This is a genomic window from Paenibacillus sp. FSL H8-0280 (genome assembly GCF_045040665.1).
In the GTDB taxonomy this organism is placed as follows: Bacteria; Bacillota; Bacilli; order Paenibacillales; family Paenibacillaceae; genus Paenibacillus; species Paenibacillus xylanexedens_A.
In genome coordinates this window covers 3,405,262-3,428,108 of the sequence record NZ_CP150296.1, presented here as the reverse complement: position 1 = coordinate 3,428,108, position 22,847 = coordinate 3,405,262, and the positions used below count along the sequence as shown (strand labels likewise).

The following is a 22,847-nucleotide window of genomic DNA, read 5'->3' as shown; positions in this document are numbered from 1 at the left end:
TGGGCTGGAATCGGAATGTGTGATAGTTTTCAATACATGTCATATGGTACGATAGCTAATAAGATATAAAACCTTTGTTACGATAATCAAAAATGAAGGATGTCATAAAGTCGAGAGGATTAGGTTGGATTAGATGCACACAGGAACTGTAAATATGAGTATAATCGACGAACTTTCGGAGTATATCACACTTCGCATGAGCTCTTATTTGGAACAAACGCACGACAGTAATTGGACGGAGCACAAGTCTCATTCCGATTATGATCTGTGGTTCATTACAGCAGGCTCCGTCCAGATTACCATCGATGGAATCGAGCATATGGCGAACCCGGGTGACGTCGTGTTTTTTTATCCGGATATGCCCTATATGGCTTCCACGACCGGAGAGTTTTGCCGATTCGTTTACATTCACTTTGATTTCAGCATCGCTGAGAAAAAAAGAATTCTCGGCGAGTTTCAGCTCCCGGGCATTGTACCTGGTAATCTGATTCAAGAGGAATCAACGCTGTTCACCTCGTCCTATCGAAGATTCAAGCAGAGCAGCGGCGCTTCCGCCAGTCCACTTTACTTGAAAGCCTCTCTGCTTCTCGTCATTGCTAAAATTTTGGAATTACACGGGCAAGGCTTATATCACGGTGAGTTTCTGAAAGACCGGAAACTGAGGAAAATCGAAGGAAGTCTGGAGGTTCTACAGAATGTGTTCTCATACGTGGATGAGAATCTGCATCGTGCCATCCGAGTTAACGAACTTGCAGATATTACCGGCGTCTCTGAGAAATATTTTATTTCTTTGTTCAAAAAAATTCTCGGTATAACACCTGGACAGTACATCAATCAGATCAAAATGAACCGGGCCAGAGACTATCTGTACGAGAAAAAATATACGATTCAGCAAATTGCCGGATTTCTGGGTTATCCCGATCCCTTTACGTTCTCCAAAGCATTCAAAAAATTCTACAACGTGCCCCCTTCCAAATTTGAATAAAATACCGCAGACAAACAAAGAGGCAACCGGTCGATCCGGCTGCCTCCATACTTGATGAATCCTTGGTTATTCATGGTTCAGTTTAGGTACAGGTCCCTTCAGCGTCCCTCATACTCAAAAGGAGCTTCAGTGGAATACATCTCATGGAAAAATCCTTTATACGGTATATCCTCTTCCAGACATTTAATGAGATACAACAGTGCTTCGTCAGCTTCAGGTTCTTCGCCAGCACGCTGCATTTCCTCAAATTGACCTAGAATATTTTCCAGAAGGGTGATTTGAATAAATAAAGGCAGCTTCTCCAGCATCGAATCTTCGATCTTGGTTTCGGAAGTATATCCAGCGAGGGCGGTTTGGAAATAGTCATCCATGAACTGTTTGCGTTTATCCGCATCCGGCTCAAATTGAATCCAGCCGACGCCGTGTGTCCATAGATCTGCCAGATCAACCATATACCAACCGAAGCATGAATTATCAAAATCATACACGGTGATCTGTCCGGTATCAAAATCGATTGAGTAATTCCCGTCATTATAATCGAAATGAATCATGCCGAATGTTTCCTGGTTTGTATCCAAACCTTGTAAGGTATTCAGAAGCTCAACCATCTTCTCCTTAAGCAGAGGAAATGATTCAGGTACCAGGTTATCGATATATTCACCGCTGTAATTGTCAATCAAATGATACCGGCGATGGACGGGAGTGTACCCTTTCGATAGTTGATGCATTCTGCCCAGAACTTTACCGCTATTATAATAGTATTCGCTAAGTGGAACGCCTTCACGGTACTGATAATGGTTCTCTACCAGCAACTTCCCCTTGGCCTTGTTAAACAGGCAGATAAAGAAGGTATTATGATCATAAGTGATCTCTTCCAGCAGATGCCCCTTTTTTGAGCTGACTACATTCGAGACACTTGCACCATGCTCAAATAAATACCGGACATACTCCAGTTCGGCAATGTAATCTTCACGCTTTCTGTCAGGCAAAAAAGACACTCGGAGAATTAGCGATTCACGTCCCTCTTGCTCACAGGTGTAAACGACATTCCGTCCACCCTCATGAGGCGGAATAAGCTGAATATCGTAACCCTCCAGATGAAACAGCTCGGGTACCTGCGTCAGTACATGTGTATTGCTGATGTTAACAGCTTCGTTAAAATTAATAATAATCTCCTCCAGTAAACATTGTTTGGACGGTTTCCCGCACTGCAATGTCCACAAAAGGAATCCCTGTAACGCAAATATCCTTCTGTGAACCTAAAGCACAATCACCTTGTTAGACATTGAATTCACTCCTCTTGTTTGAATATCACAATTTTACATAATTACCCCTGATTTTACCAGTGTAAAATAAAGAACCGCCCATATGGGCGGCGTGTAAGAATTTTGTATAATTACAGGATTTCTCCGTTCGTTTCAATAACTTGTTTGTACCAGTAGAAGGAATCCTTGCGGGTTCTTTCCAATGAACCATTGCCGGCATTGTCTTGATCTACATAAATGAAACCATAACGTTTGCCCATTTCAGAAGTCGAGCAGCTAATGATATCGATAGGTCCCCAGCTAGTGAAACCCATCAGTTCCACGCCGTCAGCAACCGCTTCTTTCATCTGCTCAATGTGGCTGCGCAAGTAATTGATGCGATAAGGGTCATGCACTGCCCCGTCCTCTTCCGGTGTGTCGATAGCACCCAGCCCGTTCTCAACGATGAAAAGCGGCATCCGGTAACGATCATACAATCGGTTCAGCGCGACGCGAAGACCAATTGGATCGATAGGCCATCCCCATTCGGTAGCTTTCAGATGCGGGTTTTTGATCTGACTGACCAGCATACCAGAGTTGCTGTTGTCATTCGGGTCATATTTTCCGATATACGTCATGTAATAACTGAAAGCAATAAAGTCCACGGTATTGTCCCGGATAATGGCATCGTCGTCAGGAGCTTTAACCAGTTCAATGCCATTTTCCTCAAAATATCTTTGCATATAGGATGGGTATTCGCCTCGTGCCTGCACCTCTGGGTAGAACAGGTTCATCTGATCTTCCTTCAACGTCTGCAGAACGTCCTCCGGTTTACTAGAAGCAGCATACGTTTCCAGACGGCAGATCATACAGCCGATTTGTGCATTCGGCATTTTCTCTTTTCCGCTTTTGACAGCCAGCGCACTAGCTACAAACTGATGATGCGTTGCCTGATAAGCCACTTGCTCCGGGTTTCCCTTGATTTTATCTTCTAGAATGCCGCCGCCAGTATACAGACTTGTCAGCATCATGTTCATTTCATTGAAGGTGATCCAGTATTTCACTTTGTCTTTGTAACGGTCAAACAGCGTATTGGCAAATTTCAGATACAGATCGATCATCTCGCGGCTTTCCCAGCCGTTGTATTTGCGGGTTAACTCTACAGGCATCTCGTAGTGAGAGATCGTTACGAGCGGCTCAATGCCATATTTCAAGAGTTCGTCGAGCACGTTATCATAGAAGGCAAGACCAGCTTCATTGGGAACTGCTTCTTCTCCTGTTGGGAAGATCCGTGTCCACGCGATCGAAAGACGAAACACTTTGAAACCCATCTCTGCAAACAAGGCAATGTCTTCTTTGTAGCGATGATAGAAATCCACGCCGTTCCGTTTCGGAAAATATACGTTGGTGTTATCGCTCAGATATTCTTCCAATTGAACTGAATCCACGTCGAAGGTGAAATCCTTGCCATTGCGCTCCTCATGTGGAACGAATGGAGCCATGTCTGAGGTAGATAGTCCTTTGCCGTCTGCGTCATATGCACCTTCGAGCTGATTGGCAGCGGTAGCTCCACCCCATAAAAATCCTTTAGGAAATGAGTGTTTAATTGTTTTTGTCATGTTGTTTCTCTCCTTTTTTTTGTATGTGGTATTCATGAAGCTGTCAACGAACGGTGAGCAGAAGCAATTCATTCATTGGAATCACCCCCTTCACCTGAACAGGTACTACATCGAGGTAATCCGGCGTATTGGTTACAATGACTGGTGTCACAAGATTAATACCCGCACCCTGGATGCCATCCATATCAAATTCCAGAAGCAAATCACCCTTCTTCACTTCTTGTCCGGCAACAACCTTCACGTCAAAATATTTCCCTTTGAGCGACACACTGTTTAGACCAACATGAATGAGAATGTCGATTCCACTGGATGAGGTCAGCATAATCGCATGTTTACTTTTGGCAACCAACGTGACGGTTCCGTCAAAAGGAGCGGTAACACGTCCATCCTGCGGACGAATGGCAATACCTTTCCCGGTCATTTCCTCAGCAAACGTTTGATCCGGAAGCTGTGCGAGCGGCACCAATTCACCAGTGAGCGGGCTGAACACCTCCCCTTTCTTATCCTCAATGGAATGTACTGTGACAGGTGTCACCGTTTCTTGAGAAAAGGCAGTGGTTGTATCCTGTTCCTGTTCGGTTACTGTTTGTGCTGAGTCGGACATTGCAGAATTGTGTGCATTTGGCTCATCCCATTTCAGCAGCAAAGTCACCACGAAGGAAACACTAAAGCTGATGCCAATTCCGATTAATGCAAACCAGAAATTAGACATGCCACCATTCGGGCCAATGTATAACGGAAGTGACAGCAATCCTGGTACAGCGAAACCGAAGCATTTCAGACCCACTGCGGTAATAAAGCCGCCCCCCGCTGCTCCACCGATGAGTGAAGCGTAAAATGGTTTTTTCAGCTTCAAGGTGACACCGTACAGTGCAGGTTCAGTAATGCCAAGCAAGGCAGATATGCCACTGGATAAAGCAATGGATTTCATTCTTTTATCTTTGGTCTTGAGGAAAACAGCCGTGACTGCACCAGCCTGACTCATATTGGTTATCAGGTTGATCGGCAGCAAAAGCACGTCATATCCGAGTTTGCTCAGATTCTGCAATGTGCCTGGGAAGAACGCATAATGCATTCCAGTCATAACAATCAGAGGCATGAGACCCCCGAGAATAATGCCGGTTAAAGGACCCGAATGGGCAAAGAGCCAGGAAGTACCCATTTCCAGATAGATGCCCATGTAATTCCCGAGGGGGCCAATCGCAATTAATAGAATCGGCACCGTGATGACTAACACAATCATCGAAGTAAAGATGACTTTGACCGGACCGGGAATAAAACGATCCACCCAGCGATGTACATAACTCAGAAGCCACACACCCAGAATAATGGGAATAACGGACTGGGTATAATTCACAATCGACACGGGCAGCGAGAGAAAACGAATCGGTTCAAGCTGGTTTGCCAGATACGCATTCAGAAACGTTGGATACAATAAAGTACCTGCAAGCGTTAGGGCGATATATTCATTCACTTTGAACTTGCGCGCAGACGATACAGCCAGAAGGAAAGGCAAGAAATAAAAGGCCGCATTTGCGATGGAAGACAGAACTTGATACTCCCCGCTTTTCTCCTGTATCGCTCCAAGTGTAACGAGCAGTGCCAGAATCCCCTTTAACATACCGGTACCTACGATGGCAGGCAGAATCGGAGTGAAAATGCCGGAGATCGTATCCAAAACAGCATTAATCCCTTTAGAGCGTGGCGCGTCTGCTTCAGGCTGCGATATGCCGCTCTGCTTCAACTGATCCTCGATCTGCTCATATACGGCTGCAACCTGGTTGCCAATAACCACTTGAAACTGATCGTTCTGAAACTGTGCGCCGAGCACGCCATCAAGTGCTTTAATCTGTTCCAGTTGAACTTTGTTTTGCTCTCGAACGTTGAAACGAAGCCGTGTGATGCAATGCCAGGCTTGGCTAATATTCTCTTGCCCTCCTGTTAACTGGATAATTTCTTTGGACAACTCCCGATGATTCATGCTGCTTCCTCCTTTTTTGGCGAAAAAAAAACCAAATGTAATACCGGCCCGCCGCAGATGCGGAGTCGGAAACATTTGGTGGTGCCTGATCGAATCAGTAACACTCCATATTCAATTCATATTGATGATGGTATAACTTCAAACAGGTTGTATGGAGATCAATCCGTATCGGTACGGGATGTCACTCTCTCGATGTGGATCATTAGATATACCATCTCATCGGGAGTAATCACGAATCCGCGTTGCTGCTCCATCGCCTCCTTTATTTTGAGTGCGCATTGGAAGCTGACAGGATATCGCTCCGACAATACATCATATAAAAATTGCTGATCTTTGAACGAGAGCACTTCCCGGTTCAACTGACGAACAATGAAGTATCTCAGATGGGTGATGAACCTGGAAAAATCAGCAGATTCCTGATTCAGTGTCATCCTAAAATGTTCTGTCATGATACCTAAAATGTCGTTAATCATCTGTGTAATTTTAATCGTTTGGTTCATACTGCCCGAGTCGAATTGTGAGTTCACGAAATGAAGGGCAATAGAGCTTGATTCACCAGATGGCAGTGAGACTAGAAAAGCATCATTGATTTTTTGAACTGCCCATTCTCCGGCACGGTATTCGGCAGGATATAGATGGCGAATGTCCCAATGAAGCGGATTTTGCACATCCACGCCTTTTTTGAAACGATCCAGCGCAAAATGAATATGGTCCGCAAGTGTTAACAGGATCGAGTCATTCAGCTTTTTTCCGATCATTGTCTTGCCTTCTTCAATAATCTGATCCGTAATGTCGATGACTTGCAGTGGGATATCACTGAGAAATTGCTCAACTCGCTGATATTTATCATTCGAGCCGATTCGGAACATTTTCTGGATCTGGCTCTGCTCAATCGGCTGTCCTTTTACTTTTTTGAAGCCAACACCCGTTCCGATGACAATGACTTCGCAGCCTTCGGCGTCTTCCGCCAGTGCGATGTTGTTATTTAACGATTTTTTAAACCTCATGATGCAATCACCCCCAGTATGCAAAAAGCACCACCAATGTCCAATACACAAGTAATAAACAAACTTGTGAAATCCAGACTTTGGTGGTGCCTGATCGAATCAGTGACACTCCTTATATAGCTGTATCTTATATCAGCTATGTAATCGTTGTCAATACCATTACTCTGGAATTGTTCTGCAGGTGGTTCATCGTGGAACTTTCCCTCTATAAACTGACATCAAAACGAAAATCCTATTCGTCTGGAGTTTTATTTTTCTGAGCATCATAATAATATCGAATCAAAATATCCTGATCATAGTTGCCAAAACCTTTGCCAAAAAGGGTAAGCCCGCCTCGGCCAGCTACGCCCTCTTCCGGTTTCAATCCAAAGGTCCAATAGGTGGATGCACCCAGATTCAGGTCTTGAACGCACACGTCCGAGATGCGCTGACCATCAATAAACGTGCCCTCCCCGTTAATACGCAGCATTTTCAATACACCATACTGGTTGACATCCAGCTTCCACCATAGTGGCGTATGTTTACCTTTCCGATCTCCGAAATCGCCAGGGCTTGTCCAAGTACCAAGGTCATTGCCGTTAAGGGTAAAGCGAATATCTGACGGCCAGTTTTCGTTCACCTTTGGTGCTTCCGAGCTTAATTCAAGGGAAATTTCAATCTCTCGAAGATGCTGATCATTGTATAGATAATTGGGAATCTTATATTCAAGAAAACCTCGTGCCATCCAAAGTATTCCCGCGTTCACCCGATCCGGGTCCATAAAGCAGGCCGGTGTGTCGTACTGTCCAATCATCTGCGTAGTTGTCGCAATCCCGCAGGTCGGCCACGCTTCATAATCTGTATACTGACCTACCGGTATGGATATTTCATGGTAGGGAGCATCAACAGGCTCTGGTGACAGGTTAATAGTCATGAACTCTCGTACGATAAAACAGTATTTATAGGTTCCACCGTTCTCCCGTTTCATTCGGCTACCGACAATTCCGGCTTTTTGCAGCTTGCTTACATGTGTACTTACAATAGCTTTGCTCAGAAAAAGCTCTTGGGCAAGCGCATTGATATGCATTTCCCTGTTTTGTAGCAGCAGGCGCACAATGTTTAAACGGGCTTCACTTGCCAGTGCCTCGTAAATTAGCAATGAAGCTGCATCTGTCCCAAGCATCATGATGTTCACTTCCTTTTTTGAGTAAAATCGATCTATTTCAATTTCAGGATTCGTTATTTTGCGAACTCATAAAAATGAACTTGCTCAATATATAAGCATTATGATACATATTAGATAACAAATCAATGATTTGATTTTGCTTTTAAGCGAATTCAATACCACTGTTAATTCTTTCAAAATTATGAATTCATCCAATGGAGGTACTTACCATGCTTACATCCAAAATGCTTATCGATAAAGACTTTCAGATTGCGGAAGTAGATCCGCGTGTCTATGGTTCATTTATAGAACATCTGGGACGGGCCGTATACGGCGGAATTTATGATCCAGGTCATCCCACGGCAGATGCTCAAGGTTTCCGTCAGGATGCTATTGAAGCGATCAAGGCTCTGAATGTGCCAATTGTTCGTTATCCGGGCGGCAATTTCGTATCCGGTTACAATTGGGAGGACGGCGTTGGTCCGGTAGCGGAGCGTAAACGCAGACTTGAACTCGCTTGGTGGACGATTGAAACGAATGCGGTAGGAACAAACGAATTTGCAGATTGGGCCAAACTGGTTGGAACCGAAGTGATGATGGCTGTAAATCTGGGTACTCGCGGCATTGATCCGGCCAGAAACCTGATCGAATACTGCAACCACCCATCTGGCACATACTGGAGTGATCTGCGTATCTCTCACGGTTACAAGGACCCGCATAAATTCAAAACCTGGTGTCTAGGCAACGAAATGGACGGCCCTTGGCAGATTGGTGCAATGACTGCATACGAATATGGCCGTGTTGCCAATGAGACCGCTAAAGCGATGAAATGGGTTGATCCGGAAATTGAGCTTGTGGCTTGCGGCAGTTCCAGCCGTGACATGAGTACATTTGCAGATTGGGAAGCAACCGTGCTGGATCTCACCTATGAAAATGTGGACTACTTGTCCCTGCATCAGTATTACAACAACAATAAAGACAACACGTATGACTTCCTGGCGACATCGCTGGATCTGGATCAATTTATTGATAGTGTGGCTTCAATCTGTGATTTTGTACAAGCCAAGAAACGCAGCAAAAAGAAATTAATGCTGTCTCTGGATGAATGGAATGTCTGGAAATCCATCGGCACAAGCCGTATGGAAGAACGTTGGCAGATTGCACCTCCAGAGTTTGAAGATGTGTATACACATGAAGATGCACTGGCTGTGGGCTGTTATCTGATTACCATACTCAAGCACGCCGACCGTGTAAAAATGGCTTGCCTTGCTCAGTTGATTAACACCATTGCACCAATCATGACGGAAAATAACGGAGCAATCTGGTTCCAGACGACGTATTTCCCATTCATGCACGCATCCAACTTCGGTCGTGGTACGGTGTTGCGATCCATCACAACTTCACCTAAATATGATTCCAAAGACTTTACAGATGTGCCTTATCTCGAAGCGATCAGTGTGCATGATGAAGAGAACGGCACGATCACAATCTTTGCGGTGAACAGACATCTGGATGAGAAGTTGGAACTGAATGTGGATCTGCGTTCCTTCGGAGAAACCACATTTGTGGAGCATATCGTATTGGAGAACAACGACTTGAAAGCCACCAATACCAAAGAAAACCCACGTAACGTTGTTCCTCACAACGGCGGATATACAACGGTTGACCAGGGTAAAGTGCAAGCAGTCTTGAACAAAGCATCATGGAACGTGATTCGCCTCAAAACCAAACAAGCTTAATAAGAGCGGGATAGAATCGGTTTCCACTCTGCAACATCATCATTGTTTTTCGCACCGCGTGCAGCTCCCTGCGCGCGGTGCTTTTTGCTGTATGACAGTGGTCGGCCGAACTACACAGTTCCAAAGTTAGACGTGTGGTGCGTATTGGAAATCTCAGTTTTTATTCCTCGCAACGAACGAATTTAACGAACACAGGGAGTCTTATTTAACCCGATTCGGGCGGATTTTAATTCTAACGAACACAGGAGAAGTTATGCTGCAGAATCAGCCTCTTTTTCACACTATATCTCACATTTTGCAGCGAATAGGGTTTGTCATGTTCGTTAGAATTTTAATGGCTTGATATTGACCCGAATAAGGTTTCTGAGGTTCGTTAGCGCTGAGCAAGCATGCTAAATCGAGCTGGTTCAAACCACATATACAGCATAAGCAAATAAGCCACCCTCCGTTTGCCGTACGGAGAGCAGCTTGCAGTTAAGCATCTAGCGGAGAAGATAAGGAACAGAACAGATCAGAAAGAGATCAGATCACCCAACATACTAGCAATCCTTCCTTCCCAAATGCAACGAAGGTTGTGCTCTTTTTCACGATTTTCATTTCAAGTATTATCCTTGTTGTGCTTCCTCTTCACCATCGGTTTCAGCCTGAGCTGCCTGGCTCGCTGGAGTCATCAGCCCTTGAACTGCCCCCATAAATGGCTGAATCTGCTTAATCATGCCATACCCCATTTTGACCACAGGTGTAAACCGCTGGATCATGCCAAACAACCGCATACCCCCGCCTAACATACCTCCAATCGAGCCGGCACCGCCAAAGCCACCTAACAATGAGCCTAGCATAGGCATGAAAGAGGATACCTGGGCTTGCCTAGACGTTGAACGAGACATCGACCGGGATCGTACTTGCGACTTACGTGTGCTGTTCACCCGTTTACGGTTTCGAGAGGATGCTGTTTTTCTCGTAGCCCCTGCTTTAGGTTTGGTTTTGCGAGCACTGCCTTCAGATGAGGGTGCTGTGATTGCGGCCTGAGTAAGCTTTCCGCCCCCGGTAAGCACTACGCCTTCGCTGTTAACGCCAGAGATGTACCCGACGTACGTCTCGCCATTATGAAGAGTCACGCAGACTGGGCGATCCTTGAGCCGTTTCACCCGGACGTGTATTTCATTGGTTTTAGCCATGGAATTCACCTCACTTGACTTGATCTACTTCAGTCTACGCAATGGGTGGACGACTTGCCTGTGCGAATAACACATCCGTGTGCCGAAAGCAGGAAGATTCTTACATGGCTCCTGTCTCAGATATGCTCAATATACATCTCATTCAAAATATGACCCATACGATATGTGTGCTCTGCCAATTCAGATTTCACATATGATTCAATATCATTCTTTTCGATATTGTACAAGACCTCCATTTCTTTAGAAAAAAGAAGGTGTCCCTCATTGATTTTCTGTTCCAACGAGGTTATCTGTTTGGGTTTCAGATCACTACCAAACACCTGCTGAAGTGCTTGCACATATGTTTCAAGAGAACGGGCTCCGACAATTTTCATACCCTGGTTCTCTTCATTCACAATGATAATGGATGGGAAACCTCTAACTCCCAAACTACCGACATTCTCAAAGTCTTCCTCTAATAACTCTTGTGCAGATTGCTGTGCAGCCGCCTCAACTACTTCTTTTCCATTCAAGCCCAGTTGATTGACGATATCCGTCAGCACATCATCTTCTCCAATATTTCGATTAAATGCAAACACGGCTTCACGCGCACGTCTTAAAAAGTCCTGCTCTTTACCAGGGCGTGTACTCTGAATAACCTTAAATACACGAGATGGCGGATAGGAAGAAAGTATGGGATTATCGTGCCATAAGGAACCGTCGATGGGCATGCGTGAATGCTCACCTACTTCCTTCCAATGCGCTGCAACGTCCGAAGGCTTCTGAATCCCGTTAGCGCCATCCGAGAAACCATTCCAGTTAGCCAGTAGCCCACCCATTTTGATTTGCAGCGTAAAATAATGGCCGTATTCCTCAATAAACCGATGAAGCACAGGCTCAAGCGCCCAGCAGTGAGAGCAGATCGGATCTGTTGCGTAATAAAGAGTTATCCTTTTCTCAACGTGATTCAGATTGATTTCTTGCATCGCCTCTTCCTCATTCACACCACATACGCCTGTTTCCAGATCACACATCATAGATTCGTTACTCACGTTATCCCGCCTTTATATTGTCTTATGAATTGATTTTCTTGTGTTAGTTTGATTATAATGTCTACAATCTTCTGAACAAGTACGATTCTTTTTCTGACTTAGTATCAAAAAGTATACTATTGGAGGGTATCAAGTGAAATACGAGTTTAATTTTGATCAGTTATGTCCTGCGACTTATGCATTTCAGGTCATTGGAGGCAAGTGGAATCTTCCGATCCTGGCAATCCTCAGTGAAAATGACTGTATACGTTACAATGAATTAAAAAGAAGACTGCCTGGCATTACCGGAACGATGTTAACGAACTGTTTGAAGGATTTGATTCATTCCGGCATCGTGCATCGGGAGCAATATAACGAGGTGCCACCGAGAGTGGAGTATTCGCTCACAGAATCGGGCAAGGAATTGGTTCCTTTAATTGAATCCATGGTAATGTGGGGTCAGAAAAATATGACAGCAGGCGTGAAGCAACAAGAACTATAACTCCTGGCCTAGTGTAACCCCTTATCATAGATGTTCATTTTTGAATCGCTCTGTACACTTTGTTTCAACGACAAAAAGGCTATTTCACTGGATCATCATGTCCTTTGAAATAGCCTTTCCTTTATAAATACAAGACGGCCGCTTGTTTACAACGTGTACACATCTAACTATTCAGGTCGTCATCTTCCTCATTTCCTAAATACATAACCGTTTTTTCTCCCTCAACCAATCTGATGATCTGCTTTCGTAATTTTGCAGGAAATAAAGGTAGTTCGTTTATATTTTTAATTTCGAGCCATTCATATTTCACTTGGTTTTCGTCACTTGGCAGAATAGAACTATCTTGGTCCATCAAACCTATGTACTCGCATAAAAAAACAAAATCTACACGATGAAGAGCTTCACCGTATACCCCTTCAATGACAAATTCCAGTGATAACGGTTCTACATCTATTCCGATTTCTTCCGCAACTTCACGCTTCACAGCATCCGTCAGGGTTTCACCTGCATTCTGGCTCCCACCAGGCAGGATGTAGATGACTTCATCATTATCATCCTGCTTCATTGCAAGCATTCTCCCATCTTTAATGATCAATGCTTTTGCAGAATTTCTAATCTTTCTCTCCATTGCTAATCCCCCATATATATCTGTATCATGTTGTTGAAGGTTGATTCCATTTAACCTCACGATCTCCATGAAGAATATTTTAACACATACATCTAAACAAATTCTGAACAATCAAATCAACTCACTCTTGGCGACCTCCATGAAAGCAGCCATAGACGGAGAGATCCATTTTTCCCGATGCCAGAGCATTTGCGCAGAAAAGGATACATCTGATAAATCCCACGGCAGAGCAACCACTTCCCCATCGCTCAACTCTTTCTTCAAAGCCATTTCAGGTAATAAAGCAATCCCTAGACCAGCCGCAACACATTGTTTAATGGCTTCTACACTATGAAACTCCAGCTCTGTCAGAGCATCTGCACCTTTCTTTGTTATGGATTGGTCAAAATAAGTGCGATACGAACAGTTCTTTTCGGTCAGCAAAAAATGCTGTTTGTGGAAGTCATCGATAACTAACACGGAACGCGATGCTAACATATGATCGGGAGAAACCACCATTTGAAAGGTCTCATCCTTTAAAAACTCTGAATGAAGGTCTTTGGAATTCATAGGCTCATCCAATACAAAGACGACATCGGCATGCCCTTCTCTCAGACTCGATTTAAGCTCTTGTCCAGACAAGGGGCGGAACAATAACCGCACACCAGGATAGTCCGCTCGGAAGCGTTTGAACAAGGCTGGAAGAAGATATGCACACAGCACTTCATCTGCTCCGATCACAACCGTTCCCGCCAATTCTCCGTGCTGACTGGATATGCACTTCGCTTCCTCTACATCGTTTAAAATCTTAGTGGCGTAAGGCAGAAACTGTTGGCCAGCATCCGTTAACACAACCTTTTTGCCTAATCGATCCAGCAATTTCACCCCGAGCTCTTCTTCCAGCGATTTGATTTGCATGGTTATGGTAGACGGTACATAGCTCAATAATTCAGCAGTTTGACTAAAGCTGCAGGTCGATGCAAGTGTCCAAAAGGTTTTTAGCTGGCGTATTTCCATGAGTCAGACACCTCCTAAGTTCAAAATAAATGAATGATATGTTCGATAACGTTTCGTTGAATTGATAATAGACGTATTGTAGAGTGAAATCAAGTTATTACTATTTTATAAGGAGAATCAATCTATGAACGATTATGAAACATATAACCTTGGAGATACATTACTTCAATCGGGACAACAGCTCCCTCAAGCCTTTATCGCTTACAAGACCTATGGAAACTTAAACGCGGCAAAGGACAATGTTATTGTTGTCCCAACATGGTTTGCTGGAATTCACACAGATAATGAATGGTTAATTGGAACGGACAAAGCACTGGACCCCAGTCGCTATTTTATCGTTGTGCCCAATATGTTGGGTAACGGTTTATCTTCCTCTCCAAGTAATACCCCTGCCCCATATGATAAGAACAACTTCCCCCTCATCTCCATGTATGACAATGTGCATGCCCAACATCAACTCATCACTCAAAAATTCGGTATCTCCAAAATCAAACTGGTTGTGGGCTGGTCTCTGGGAGCCATGCAGGTTTATCAATGGGGAACCAGTTATCCTGAGATGGTCGAGCGTATTGCCCCCTTTGGTGGAACGGCAAAGAGTAGACCCCATACACAGTTGGTATTCGAAGCAATGATCGCGGCGTTACAGGCAGATTCGAATTATAAAAATGGTAGATATGAGCGCCCTCCGGTTGCCGGTCTCGCAGCGATGGGACGAGCTTATGCTCCATGGGGGTTCTCGCAGGCGTACTATTTGGAAAAATTGTATCAATCTGAGGGTTACAACTCCTTGAAATCTTATGTAGAAGATTACTGGGATCAGGTATTTCTTCCCTTCGATGCTAACGACTTGATTACCATGTTGCGTACAGGAATCTATGGAGACATTAGCGATAATCCCGTAGATGACGGCAACTTCGAACAGGCGTTAAGCAAGATCACTGCTCCTGCACTCGTAATGCCAGGATCAAGTGACTTGTTTTTCACGCCAGAAGACAGTGCGTATGATGCTCAGCATATGCCAAACGCTGTGTATCAACCTGTAGAGTCCAAGTGGGGACACTGCTTTGGAATCGGAGCAAACGAAGAGGATTCACTCGTTATCGATCATCATCTAAAGCAATTTTTGGAGACATGAGTAAAAAAAGAAGGAGTACAAAGTAAAAAAAGTGCACAAAGCTCATTCATCTTTTCTCCGCTACAACTCAAAAGTAAAAAAAGATACCGGTTCTCGTCAATAACCTTTATATCCCGTTCCCCCTTTCTCGTTTAGAATATTTTCAAGTAAGCGATATTGAATTACGACTGATAAGGGGGAAAAGAAATGAACAAGAAAACAAAAGCCTTAGTCTTGTCTGTGTGCATGTCAACCTTATTACTCGCAGCCTGTAGCAATGGAAGCGGTGCTGATAAAGGTTCAACGACGGACAAGGATTCCAACGAGGCTGGAACGACCACCATCCATACCGTAACATCAGAATACACTTCTGCAAAATATCCAAAGGGCGACGATATCACCAACAATGTATGGATTAAGCGATACAAAGAGAAATTTAATATTGATGTCAAAACAGACTGGGTTAGCGATGAGTACGATACAAAACTCAATTTGGCTATCGCATCGAACGATCTTCCTGACGTATTCAGAGTTAATCCATCACAACTGAGACAGTTAGTCGAAGCAGATATGGTCATGGACCTTTCCGAGGTCTTTGATCAACACGCTTCAGATCGTCTCAAAGGTTACATGGAAGCAGATGCGGACAGTTACGAATCTGGAAAGAAGGACGGTAAGCTATACGGGATACCACAGATGCACTGGGGATTAATTGAACAGCCAGACTTCATCTGGATCCGGAACGACTGGAAAGAAGAATTGGGAGTCCAAGATCCGAAATCTGTGGAAGACATCAAAAATATCGCACTAAAATTCATGGAAAAGCACGGTGGTTATGGTATAGCCGTAGACCAATCGTTGGATTACCTCAACCTGCTGGCCATTGCATGGAATGCGCATCCGGATATGTGGATGGAAGATAGCACTGGAAAACTCGTGTACGGCTCCGTGCAGCCTGAGATGAAAAATGCGTTGGCTGAGTGGTCAGAATGGTACAAGCGAGGCATCATTGATCCGGAATTTGCAATCAAAGACTTTAATGCGATGAACGCGGATATCGTAGCCGGCAAAGTGGGAATGCAGCCTTATTACCAGTGGTGGGGTTATAATCCGGGTGTCGATACGGTATCCAATCTGGGTAAGGACGCCATCTTCTACCCTTATATCATCCCTACCGTTGATGGGAAAGAAGCCAAACAATCCATTTTCTTCGCCAACAACAATTATATCGTTATGAAAAAGGGATTTAAGAGCCCTGAAGAAGTGATCAAAATTTTGAACGACTATGCTTATATTGTGGATGAAGGCAATGGCAAGGAATCCACAGAAACGTTATCCGCCTTGCTGGACAACGATATTGCCCATGTTGTTGGAGCGTTCCGTGTACTTAATCCGAATTCCGATTACGAGCAATTTGAGGCGGTCTCCGCTGCCCTTCAATCCAAGGATACCAGTGGACTCACGACGTCGGGTATGTGGCAAAAATATAACAACAGTGTGGAATTCATGGAGAATGCAACCCCAGGAGCAGTTGGTGATTATTTGCAACAAGGGGCTCCAAAGAATGCGTATGGGCTTGCCAAGAAAGTACTGGACAGCGAGAACTATACAAAGACGGCCTTATGGGGTGTTACGCCAGAAATACTTTCAAGCTACGGCACAACCTTGGATGATATCCTGACCGAAGGTTTCACCAAGATCATTATGGGTAGCGAAAGTATCGATTATTTCGATGTTATTGTCCAGAATTGGCGTGCAGCCGGGGGCGATAACGCAACCCAGGCAGTTAATGAAGCCTACGGGAAGAAATAATCTCGTTTGTCACAAAGAGGGGATGAGGGGCATCTCTCCCCTTTATTTGATAGCGATTACATTTGGCGTACAAGGAACGGAGGAATATGTATGTTGAGAAAATGGAAGCAGCAGAGTCCTTACCATCTCATGTTGATTCCAAGCCTGGTCTTGGTCTTCATCTTTTGTTACATCCCTTTCTACGGACTTATTATTGCGTTTCAGAAGTACAATCCGGGCCTCGGATTCAACTCGCCATGGGTAGGATGGGATAATTTTACCCACATATTTAATCAGCCGAACTTCGTAAGAACGATCTGGAATACATTGTACATGTCTGTCTTTAAGATTATCGGTGGTATAATCGTGCCCGTAATTTTTGCATTACTGCTTAACGAGGTACTACACAGTGGAATTAAACGTACATTTCAAACCCTTGTCTACATTCCGAACTTCCTCTCTTGGGTCATTATGGCTGGCATCATGCTGGATATCCTTAGCTCCGACGGCATTATCAATACATTTCTAAGTGTATTTGGTATTGCACCGATCTCCTTTCTTGGCACACCCTCTATTTTTCCTTGGACGATGATTGTGAGTGACATATGGAAAGGTTTCGGGTTTGGCACGGTTGTTTATTTGGCAGCCCTGACCAGTATTGATCCGGGACTTTACGAAGCCGCGGTGATCGACGGAGCGAAACGGTGGAAACAAACCATCTACATTACGTTGCCTCTCCTCATGCCAACCATTGTTTTAATCACCGTACTTTCACTTGGAAACGTACTCAATGCTGGCTTTGACCAAATCTATAATCTCTACTCCCCTGTTGTCTATCAGACGGGTGATATTATTGATACCTATGTCTACCGTTTAGGAATTCAACAAGCACAGTATTCAATTGGTACCGCTGTCGGGTTATTCAAATCGATCATTTCCAGTGTTCTCGTTGCTGTATCGTACATCCTGGCTTACAGAGTGGCTGGTTATCGTATCTTCTAAGAAGGAGGAACTCACATTATGATCTATGATAAAAGTATGAGCAGACGTGTATTTCTTATCATAAACTACACCATACTGCTTCTAATCTCTCTCCTATGTATCCTGCCGTTTATCAACTTGCTGGCTGTTTCATTCAGCAGCAGCGCAGCTGTATCTGCGGGGAGTGTTACGTTCTGGCCTGTGGAATTTACGACAAAAGCCTATGAATTTGCATTAACTGGAGGATCATTTTTCTCCTCTCTCTGGGTAGCCATTCAACGAACCGTTATCGGAACGTTGGTGAATCTGGTTCTGATCGTACTCACGGCTTATCCCCTCTCCAAATCAAAACAAAAATTGATGGGGCGTAATATCTATATGGGATTTTTCATAATAACCATGTTATTCAGTGGAGGATTAATTCCAACCTATCTCGTGGTCGTCAAAATGGGACTGATAGATTCCATATGGTCTCTGATCCTGCCTGGAGCTCTCCCCGTATTCAGTATGATTATCCTCATGAATTTCATTCGGGGGCTGCCCGAGGAGATTGAAGAATCAGCAATTATCGATGGTGCTGGGCCTGTACAAGTATTGCTTCGTATTCTACTCCCACTTCTCAAGCCCGCTCTCGCTACGGTTGGTTTGTTCAGTATCGTTGCCCACTGGAATTCCTGGTTCGATGGCATTATCTATATGAACAATCCAGCCAATTATCCGTTACAAAGTTACCTCCAGACCCTCCTGCAAAGTTTTGAGCAAATCATGCTGAAATCTGGGTCAGATTATACGCAGCTGTTGTCCATGATGAACGCCAGAACGGGGCGCGCCGCTCAAATGTTCCTGGGCGCCATTCCGATTTTACTCGTGTATCCGTTCTTACAGAAATATTTCACCAAAGGTTTGGTGTTAGGTAGCGTCAAAGGGTGAACAAAAGGGCTTGCAGTTCATACTGCGAGCCCTTTGTTTATATCTAAAATTATTTTTATGATCGCTGTACCGCATTATGAGATGTATAAATGAAAGCATGAATGACTATTTGGCTTCTATGATGGCAGGCAGCAGAATGGAGAAAATGGTACCTTCACCCATTTTACTCTCCACTTGTATTCCATAGGGTTTCCCAAAATGAAGTTGAATCCGCCGCTGCACATTATGCAATCCAATCCCATTCGTTCCCGTACCTGCACCGGACTTCTCTTCCAATAGATTCTGCATCGTATGATGATCCATACCGACGCCATTATCGCAGACTTGGATCACAACTTCATCCAGCTGTGATTGAATCCGAATGGTAATGATTCCGTCTTCTTCGAGTTCAGCGAGTCCATGAAATATCGCATTCTCCACAATGGGCTGCAGGATCATTTTGGGCATGCGATAATCCAGCAGTCTATCCTCAACCTCATATCGCATTTGAATACAATCATAGTACCTGACATTTTGAATCGTTACGTAATTCGTTATATTATCAAGTTCCTCACGAATGGTTACGAGGGTTCCATCGGATTTTGTTGCATAGCGGAGCATGGAGATTAGTGCATCGGTCATTTCCACGATTTTATCAGCCTGCTGCATTGAGGCAATCCATTTCACCGACCCAAGGGTGTTATACAGAAAATGAGGCTTGATCTGGTCATGGAGCGCACGCATCTCGGCCTTGGCTTTCTCTATTTCTTCCTGCTGCATCCGTTCGACCATCCGCTTCAATTCGTGCGACATTCTGTTAAATCGAATGGATAAATGACCAATCTCGTCTCTTGAGCCAATAGGTTCAACTTGTTCAAACTGACCTTTTTCGACCAGAGCAATATTCCGTAGCAGTTTTTTAATGGGAGTTGTGATCACATGAGATAAAAAGATGGATATGACGGCAGCAAAAAGAACAATGACGATGGCAAGCGTCACCAGATTACGGCCCAATATTTTGCCATCAGCAGTCAGCTCATCCAAAGGCATATATAAGTAAGTTGTCCATTTTTGCTGACTAAGGGGACTGGTCACCACGACATTTAGTGCTTCGGGCGGGCGAACGTTGTCCCGGAACAGTGTCCCGATTAATCGTTCGTTCACGTTATATACGATCTTGTCATCCTCATCAACGATCATGAATCTGGAGCGCAGCCCTTCCTGCAAGTTGCGGTTGACGATTTCAATGAATTTGATATCAATGCTGACAACAATCACGCCAAGCAGTTTTCCACTAGTCACATCATGAATTTTGCGAGCGTGTGACACTGCCAGTATTTTATTCTCCAATTGCTCGTCGATTCGTGTTGTGAGGGTAATGGTTCGATCCTTATCATGCATGAACTTTTTAAACCACAATTCGTTTGATACTTTGAAGTTTGGATCAATGGGTTGATGTGGACTTACAAAAAGGTCCTGTCCCCCGTTCATATTGTAGAGGTAAATGGAGAATACGCGATCTTTCATCATGATATAATTCATCAGAATATTGTATGCGGCAATCTCATGTTGTTTATCACCCTCTCGCAGGAAATCCTGGATCGGAAAACTCCCTTCATGAGTCGCAGACAGATTGTCACTAAGCCCATTGCTGGCTAGAAGCGAAATTTTCTCAATCTCCTTGAGGAACTCATCAATGCGAATATTCGTCTGTTTGGCCAGATCGTTTAGCAACGTTGTATAGTTCTGTGCCAACAACCGCTCTGAGGAGTAATACGAATTGATTGTCATCACCAATACCGGAAGGATAATGACCGTCATACAGATCACCATAATTTTGTACTTGATTCGGAAGGGCCGAACATGCTTCATATGCTGCACCTCTATTCACCGATTACATTCATCCCTGCTGTAATTCTCGATATTCCTCAGGAGTGACCCCTACCGATTTTTTGAAAATCTTACTGAAGTACGTGTAATTATGGTAGCCCACCTTTTCTGCGATTTCATACACTCTCATTCCTCTGCTCAATAGATACGCCTTGGCATGTTCAATTCGAACTCGGGTCAAATACGTAATAAAGTTCTCTCCTCGTTCCTGTTTGAACACACGGCTGAGATACGACGGATTCACACTGATTTGGCTAGCGATACTTTGCAGTGAGATATCTTCCGCATAATACTTGTCGATCAATTCAGTGGCGAGATCGGTGTAAGTACTTTCCTGTTTGATTTGGGAATCGCTTTGGAAGTAATATGCAATATGAGCAAGCATATCTTGGTGGATATCCTCCCAATACTCCCCCTTTAGAACGATTTCATAGGGTGATTTTTCTGTTAAAGAAGGTGCACCTCTTTCCGTAGCTCGGGATAGATGGGAATGTATCGTTTCCATTACCATGATATATTGCTTGCGAATGCTATTCTCATCCGCTCGTAGCTGTTCCAGATTGGATCGGATTCCTTCAAGGAACTCTTCCGCCTTTTTGTTGTCTTTGCTTACCCACAACTTCAACAAATCTCGTTCTTGTTGCGGGCTTAAAGCCCCCTTAACTTCATGTCGATCTGGGGATTGAACCATATCATCGTAATACAACACCTGGTTGCTTCCTGTGAAGAAACCCTGTTGCAGAGCCGTTTCTGCCTCTTGGCAGGCCTTCCTGATGTGAAGGAAACCGGAAGTCATTCTACTTACCCCGGCCGTGAGCGATAGATTCATAAAATCCTTGATCGAAGACAGCAATTTATTACATAGTTTATTTAAGTCGGCGTGTACAGATTGGCTCTCAGGAAGTACATTGACGATCACCCAATATTCTGAGGAACTTTCAACAAAAATCTCTTTCTCCCACTTCGAGGGAATGATCTCTTCCATAATATTAAGAATTGAAAATCGGAGCAGCTTTTCCCCCTTCTCTACATATTTCCGCTTTGCATCCTCGTAATAATTCACGATGAACTTCATGACAACCAACTGGTCCGAACGTATACGAAAATGCAGTTCTTCCGCTTTGGTGACGATATCCTTCTCACTAATGAATCCGCTTACAATATCTTGGAAAAAACTATCCTTTAGATATCTTAGGCTCTTGGAATAGTCATGTGTTATAGAGGGTGTGTTGGTTGGGTGAACATGTTCACTTTGCAGTTTCTGTCCAACATTGCTCAGGAGGTCAATAAGGGAGGATTCGGTGATCTCACTTTTAATCAAGTAATCTGAAGCGCCAAGTTTTAGCGCCTCTTTCACATAATGAAATTCGTCAAAATTACTCAGGATGACATACTTACAGGTTTTCAGTACGCAGGAGGCCTCTTGTATAAGCTGTAGCCCATTCATAATCGGCATCTTAATATCTGTAATAATTAGATCAGGCATCACTTCAAGCGCAAGGCTTAATGCCTCTTTTCCATTTCCCGCCTCTCCAACAACATAGAAATTATACTCTTCCCAATTCAGCATGGAACGAATTCCAACCCGCATGAGCAATTCATCATCTACGATCATCAGTTTATACATGCGTATCCCCCAACATGAACCATTTTTAGATATTTTACCATTAAACGAACCATTGCGAAGGAGTCTCGCGAACCTTCTTGGATTGAGGTTTTCACAAATACCACTTTTATAGAACGTATGTTCCTGTTATAATCAGATTAACGTATTTTGTGCAGTTTATAATCTCTACCTGGAAAGGATACATATCATGAATTTATACAAGTTTGAATTAACGGTGAACGGATATCTATTACGTGTTCATTTCAGTGAATCTGAAGAAAGTGGATTGAAATGGTGCAAACGAGTTGCTTCTGAATTCCAGAATAACGTTGCCAATCTGGAGATCAAGGTTGATATACATAAAAAGCAGAAACAAAAGCATGCACGGGAATATCACGGAAAGCCATATCTGTATGATAGGACACTAAGGAAAAAGCCGCTGGCGAAGAAAAATAAATCGGCTGAATCATCTGCTGTTATGTAAAAGTGTTACAAGACGTTCTTGATACCAAAAAAGCCGCAA

The 22,847-nt window shown here is 43.9% G+C and carries 19 protein-coding genes; 8 read left to right on the top strand and 11 right to left on the bottom strand.

Features of this window, described 5'->3' with window-relative positions; translation table 11 throughout:
* Window positions 1-133 precede the first annotated feature (133 nt).
* Complete coding sequence (locus tag MHI12_RS15205; RefSeq protein ID WP_341007500.1) at window positions 134-985, top strand: AraC family transcriptional regulator; 852 nt, start codon at window positions 134-136, stop codon at window positions 983-985.
* A gap of 98 nt (window positions 986-1,083) precedes the next feature.
* Here the strand turns inward: MHI12_RS15205 and MHI12_RS15200 are convergent, their stop codons facing one another.
* The 5 genes from MHI12_RS15200 to MHI12_RS15180 all read right to left on the bottom strand — a co-directional run bounded on the left by MHI12_RS15200 (window position 1,084) and on the right by MHI12_RS15180 (window position 8,001).
* On the bottom strand, window positions 1,084-2,208 hold the full coding sequence (locus MHI12_RS15200; protein ID WP_405172861.1) for a phosphotransferase enzyme family protein: 1,125 nt from the start codon (window positions 2,206-2,208) through the stop codon (window positions 1,084-1,086).
* Between the two features lie 173 nt (window positions 2,209-2,381).
* The gene (locus MHI12_RS15195) at window positions 2,382-3,848 is read right to left on the bottom strand and encodes a glycoside hydrolase family 1 protein (RefSeq protein ID WP_405172860.1); all 1,467 of its coding nucleotides are present in this window, start codon (window positions 3,846-3,848) and stop codon (window positions 2,382-2,384) included.
* A gap of 43 nt (window positions 3,849-3,891) precedes the next feature.
* Window positions 3,892-5,829, bottom strand: a complete 1,938-nt coding sequence (locus MHI12_RS15190) for a beta-glucoside-specific PTS transporter subunit IIABC (protein ID WP_405172859.1) — start codon at window positions 5,827-5,829, stop codon at window positions 3,892-3,894.
* Between the two features lie 158 nt (window positions 5,830-5,987).
* Window positions 5,988-6,836 (bottom strand): BglG family transcription antiterminator LicT, encoded by an 849-nt coding sequence (gene licT, locus MHI12_RS15185; RefSeq protein WP_341007496.1) that lies wholly within the window; start codon window positions 6,834-6,836, stop codon window positions 5,988-5,990.
* A gap of 232 nt (window positions 6,837-7,068) precedes the next feature.
* Window positions 7,069-8,001, bottom strand: a complete 933-nt coding sequence (locus MHI12_RS15180) for an ArsR family transcriptional regulator (RefSeq protein WP_341007495.1) — start codon at window positions 7,999-8,001, stop codon at window positions 7,069-7,071.
* 209 nt (window positions 8,002-8,210) lie between these two features.
* On the opposite strand from MHI12_RS15180, the gene MHI12_RS15175 reads away from it, so the two are divergent.
* Complete coding sequence (locus MHI12_RS15175; protein WP_405172858.1) at window positions 8,211-9,719, top strand: alpha-N-arabinofuranosidase; 1,509 nt, start codon at window positions 8,211-8,213, stop codon at window positions 9,717-9,719.
* A gap of 605 nt (window positions 9,720-10,324) precedes the next feature.
* Here the strand turns inward: MHI12_RS15175 and MHI12_RS15170 are convergent.
* Together MHI12_RS15170 and MHI12_RS15165 are read right to left on the bottom strand one after the other, a co-directional pair.
* Window positions 10,325-10,897, bottom strand: a complete 573-nt coding sequence (locus MHI12_RS15170) for a hypothetical protein (protein WP_405172857.1) — start codon at window positions 10,895-10,897, stop codon at window positions 10,325-10,327.
* A gap of 116 nt (window positions 10,898-11,013) precedes the next feature.
* Window positions 11,014-11,928 (bottom strand): DsbA family protein, encoded by a 915-nt coding sequence (locus MHI12_RS15165; RefSeq protein WP_405172856.1) that lies wholly within the window; start codon window positions 11,926-11,928, stop codon window positions 11,014-11,016.
* Window positions 11,929-12,061: 133 nt separating this feature from the next.
* Between MHI12_RS15165 and MHI12_RS15160 the strand changes: the two genes are divergently transcribed.
* The gene (locus MHI12_RS15160) at window positions 12,062-12,409 is read left to right on the top strand and encodes a winged helix-turn-helix transcriptional regulator (RefSeq protein ID WP_405172855.1); all 348 of its coding nucleotides are present in this window, start codon (window positions 12,062-12,064) and stop codon (window positions 12,407-12,409) included.
* Window positions 12,410-12,572: 163 nt separating this feature from the next.
* Here the strand turns inward: MHI12_RS15160 and MHI12_RS15155 are convergent, their stop codons facing one another.
* Together MHI12_RS15155 and MHI12_RS15150 are read right to left on the bottom strand one after the other, a co-directional pair.
* A complete protein-coding gene (locus MHI12_RS15155; RefSeq protein ID WP_405172854.1) occupies window positions 12,573-13,037 on the bottom strand; it encodes an NUDIX domain-containing protein in 465 nt (154 codons plus the stop codon).
* Window positions 13,038-13,148: 111 nt separating this feature from the next.
* Window positions 13,149-14,033, bottom strand: a complete 885-nt coding sequence (locus tag MHI12_RS15150; RefSeq protein ID WP_405172853.1) for a LysR family transcriptional regulator — start codon at window positions 14,031-14,033, stop codon at window positions 13,149-13,151.
* Window positions 14,034-14,157: 124 nt separating this feature from the next.
* Between MHI12_RS15150 and MHI12_RS15145 the strand changes: the two genes are divergently transcribed.
* The 4 genes from MHI12_RS15145 to MHI12_RS15130 all read left to right on the top strand — a co-directional run bounded on the left by MHI12_RS15145 (window position 14,158) and on the right by MHI12_RS15130 (window position 18,849).
* On the top strand, window positions 14,158-15,168 hold the full coding sequence (locus MHI12_RS15145) for an alpha/beta fold hydrolase (protein WP_310335427.1): 1,011 nt from the start codon (window positions 14,158-14,160) through the stop codon (window positions 15,166-15,168).
* A 186-nt stretch (window positions 15,169-15,354) separates the two neighbouring features.
* Window positions 15,355-16,959: a hypothetical protein gene (locus MHI12_RS15140; protein WP_341007489.1), complete on the top strand. Its 1,605-nt coding sequence runs from the start codon at window positions 15,355-15,357 to the stop codon at window positions 16,957-16,959.
* Window positions 16,960-17,049: 90 nt separating this feature from the next.
* A complete protein-coding gene (locus MHI12_RS15135; RefSeq protein ID WP_405172852.1) occupies window positions 17,050-17,940 on the top strand; it encodes an ABC transporter permease in 891 nt (296 codons plus the stop codon).
* Window positions 17,941-17,958: 18 nt separating this feature from the next.
* A complete protein-coding gene (locus tag MHI12_RS15130; protein WP_124114740.1) occupies window positions 17,959-18,849 on the top strand; it encodes a carbohydrate ABC transporter permease in 891 nt (296 codons plus the stop codon).
* A gap of 105 nt (window positions 18,850-18,954) precedes the next feature.
* Here the strand turns inward: MHI12_RS15130 and MHI12_RS15125 are convergent, their stop codons facing one another.
* Together MHI12_RS15125 and MHI12_RS15120 are read right to left on the bottom strand one after the other, a co-directional pair.
* The gene (locus MHI12_RS15125) at window positions 18,955-20,700 is read right to left on the bottom strand and encodes a sensor histidine kinase (RefSeq protein ID WP_405172851.1); all 1,746 of its coding nucleotides are present in this window, start codon (window positions 20,698-20,700) and stop codon (window positions 18,955-18,957) included.
* Window positions 20,701-20,728: 28 nt separating this feature from the next.
* On the bottom strand, window positions 20,729-22,345 hold the full coding sequence (locus tag MHI12_RS15120) for a helix-turn-helix domain-containing protein (protein WP_405172850.1): 1,617 nt from the start codon (window positions 22,343-22,345) through the stop codon (window positions 20,729-20,731).
* 187 nt (window positions 22,346-22,532) lie between these two features.
* Here MHI12_RS15120 and MHI12_RS15115 point away from each other — a divergent pair, with 187 nt between their 5' ends.
* A complete protein-coding gene (locus MHI12_RS15115; RefSeq protein WP_405172849.1) occupies window positions 22,533-22,808 on the top strand; it encodes a hypothetical protein in 276 nt (91 codons plus the stop codon).
* Window positions 22,809-22,847 lie beyond the last annotated feature (39 nt).

Excerpts from the sequence above, each read along its gene's own strand:
- MHI12_RS15205 (WP_341007500.1), top strand. The coding sequence starts at position 134 with ATGCACACAGGAACTGTAAATATGAGTATAATCGACGAACTTTCGGAG.
- MHI12_RS15195 (WP_405172860.1), bottom strand. The coding sequence starts at position 3,848 with ATGACAAAAACAATTAAACACTCATTTCCTAAAGGATTTTTATGGGGT.
- MHI12_RS15190 (WP_405172859.1), bottom strand. The coding sequence starts at position 5,829 with ATGAATCATCGGGAGTTGTCCAAAGAAATTATCCAGTTAACAGGAGGG.
- licT (WP_341007496.1), bottom strand. The coding sequence starts at position 6,836 with ATGAGGTTTAAAAAATCGTTAAATAACAACATCGCACTGGCGGAAGAC.
- MHI12_RS15180 (WP_341007495.1), bottom strand. The coding sequence starts at position 8,001 with ATGATGCTTGGGACAGATGCAGCTTCATTGCTAATTTACGAGGCACTG.
- MHI12_RS15175 (WP_405172858.1), top strand. The coding sequence starts at position 8,211 with ATGCTTACATCCAAAATGCTTATCGATAAAGACTTTCAGATTGCGGAA.
- MHI12_RS15170 (WP_405172857.1), bottom strand. The coding sequence starts at position 10,897 with ATGGCTAAAACCAATGAAATACACGTCCGGGTGAAACGGCTCAAGGAT.
- MHI12_RS15155 (WP_405172854.1), bottom strand. The coding sequence starts at position 13,037 with ATGGAGAGAAAGATTAGAAATTCTGCAAAAGCATTGATCATTAAAGAT.
- MHI12_RS15150 (WP_405172853.1), bottom strand. The coding sequence starts at position 14,033 with ATGGAAATACGCCAGCTAAAAACCTTTTGGACACTTGCATCGACCTGC.
- MHI12_RS15145 (WP_310335427.1), top strand. The coding sequence starts at position 14,158 with ATGAACGATTATGAAACATATAACCTTGGAGATACATTACTTCAATCG.
- MHI12_RS15140 (WP_341007489.1), top strand. The coding sequence starts at position 15,355 with ATGAACAAGAAAACAAAAGCCTTAGTCTTGTCTGTGTGCATGTCAACC.
- MHI12_RS15135 (WP_405172852.1), top strand. The coding sequence starts at position 17,050 with ATGTTGAGAAAATGGAAGCAGCAGAGTCCTTACCATCTCATGTTGATT.
- MHI12_RS15130 (WP_124114740.1), top strand. The coding sequence starts at position 17,959 with ATGATCTATGATAAAAGTATGAGCAGACGTGTATTTCTTATCATAAAC.
- MHI12_RS15125 (WP_405172851.1), bottom strand. The coding sequence starts at position 20,700 with ATGAAGCATGTTCGGCCCTTCCGAATCAAGTACAAAATTATGGTGATC.
- MHI12_RS15120 (WP_405172850.1), bottom strand. The coding sequence starts at position 22,345 with ATGTATAAACTGATGATCGTAGATGATGAATTGCTCATGCGGGTTGGA.
- MHI12_RS15115 (WP_405172849.1), top strand. The coding sequence starts at position 22,533 with ATGAATTTATACAAGTTTGAATTAACGGTGAACGGATATCTATTACGT.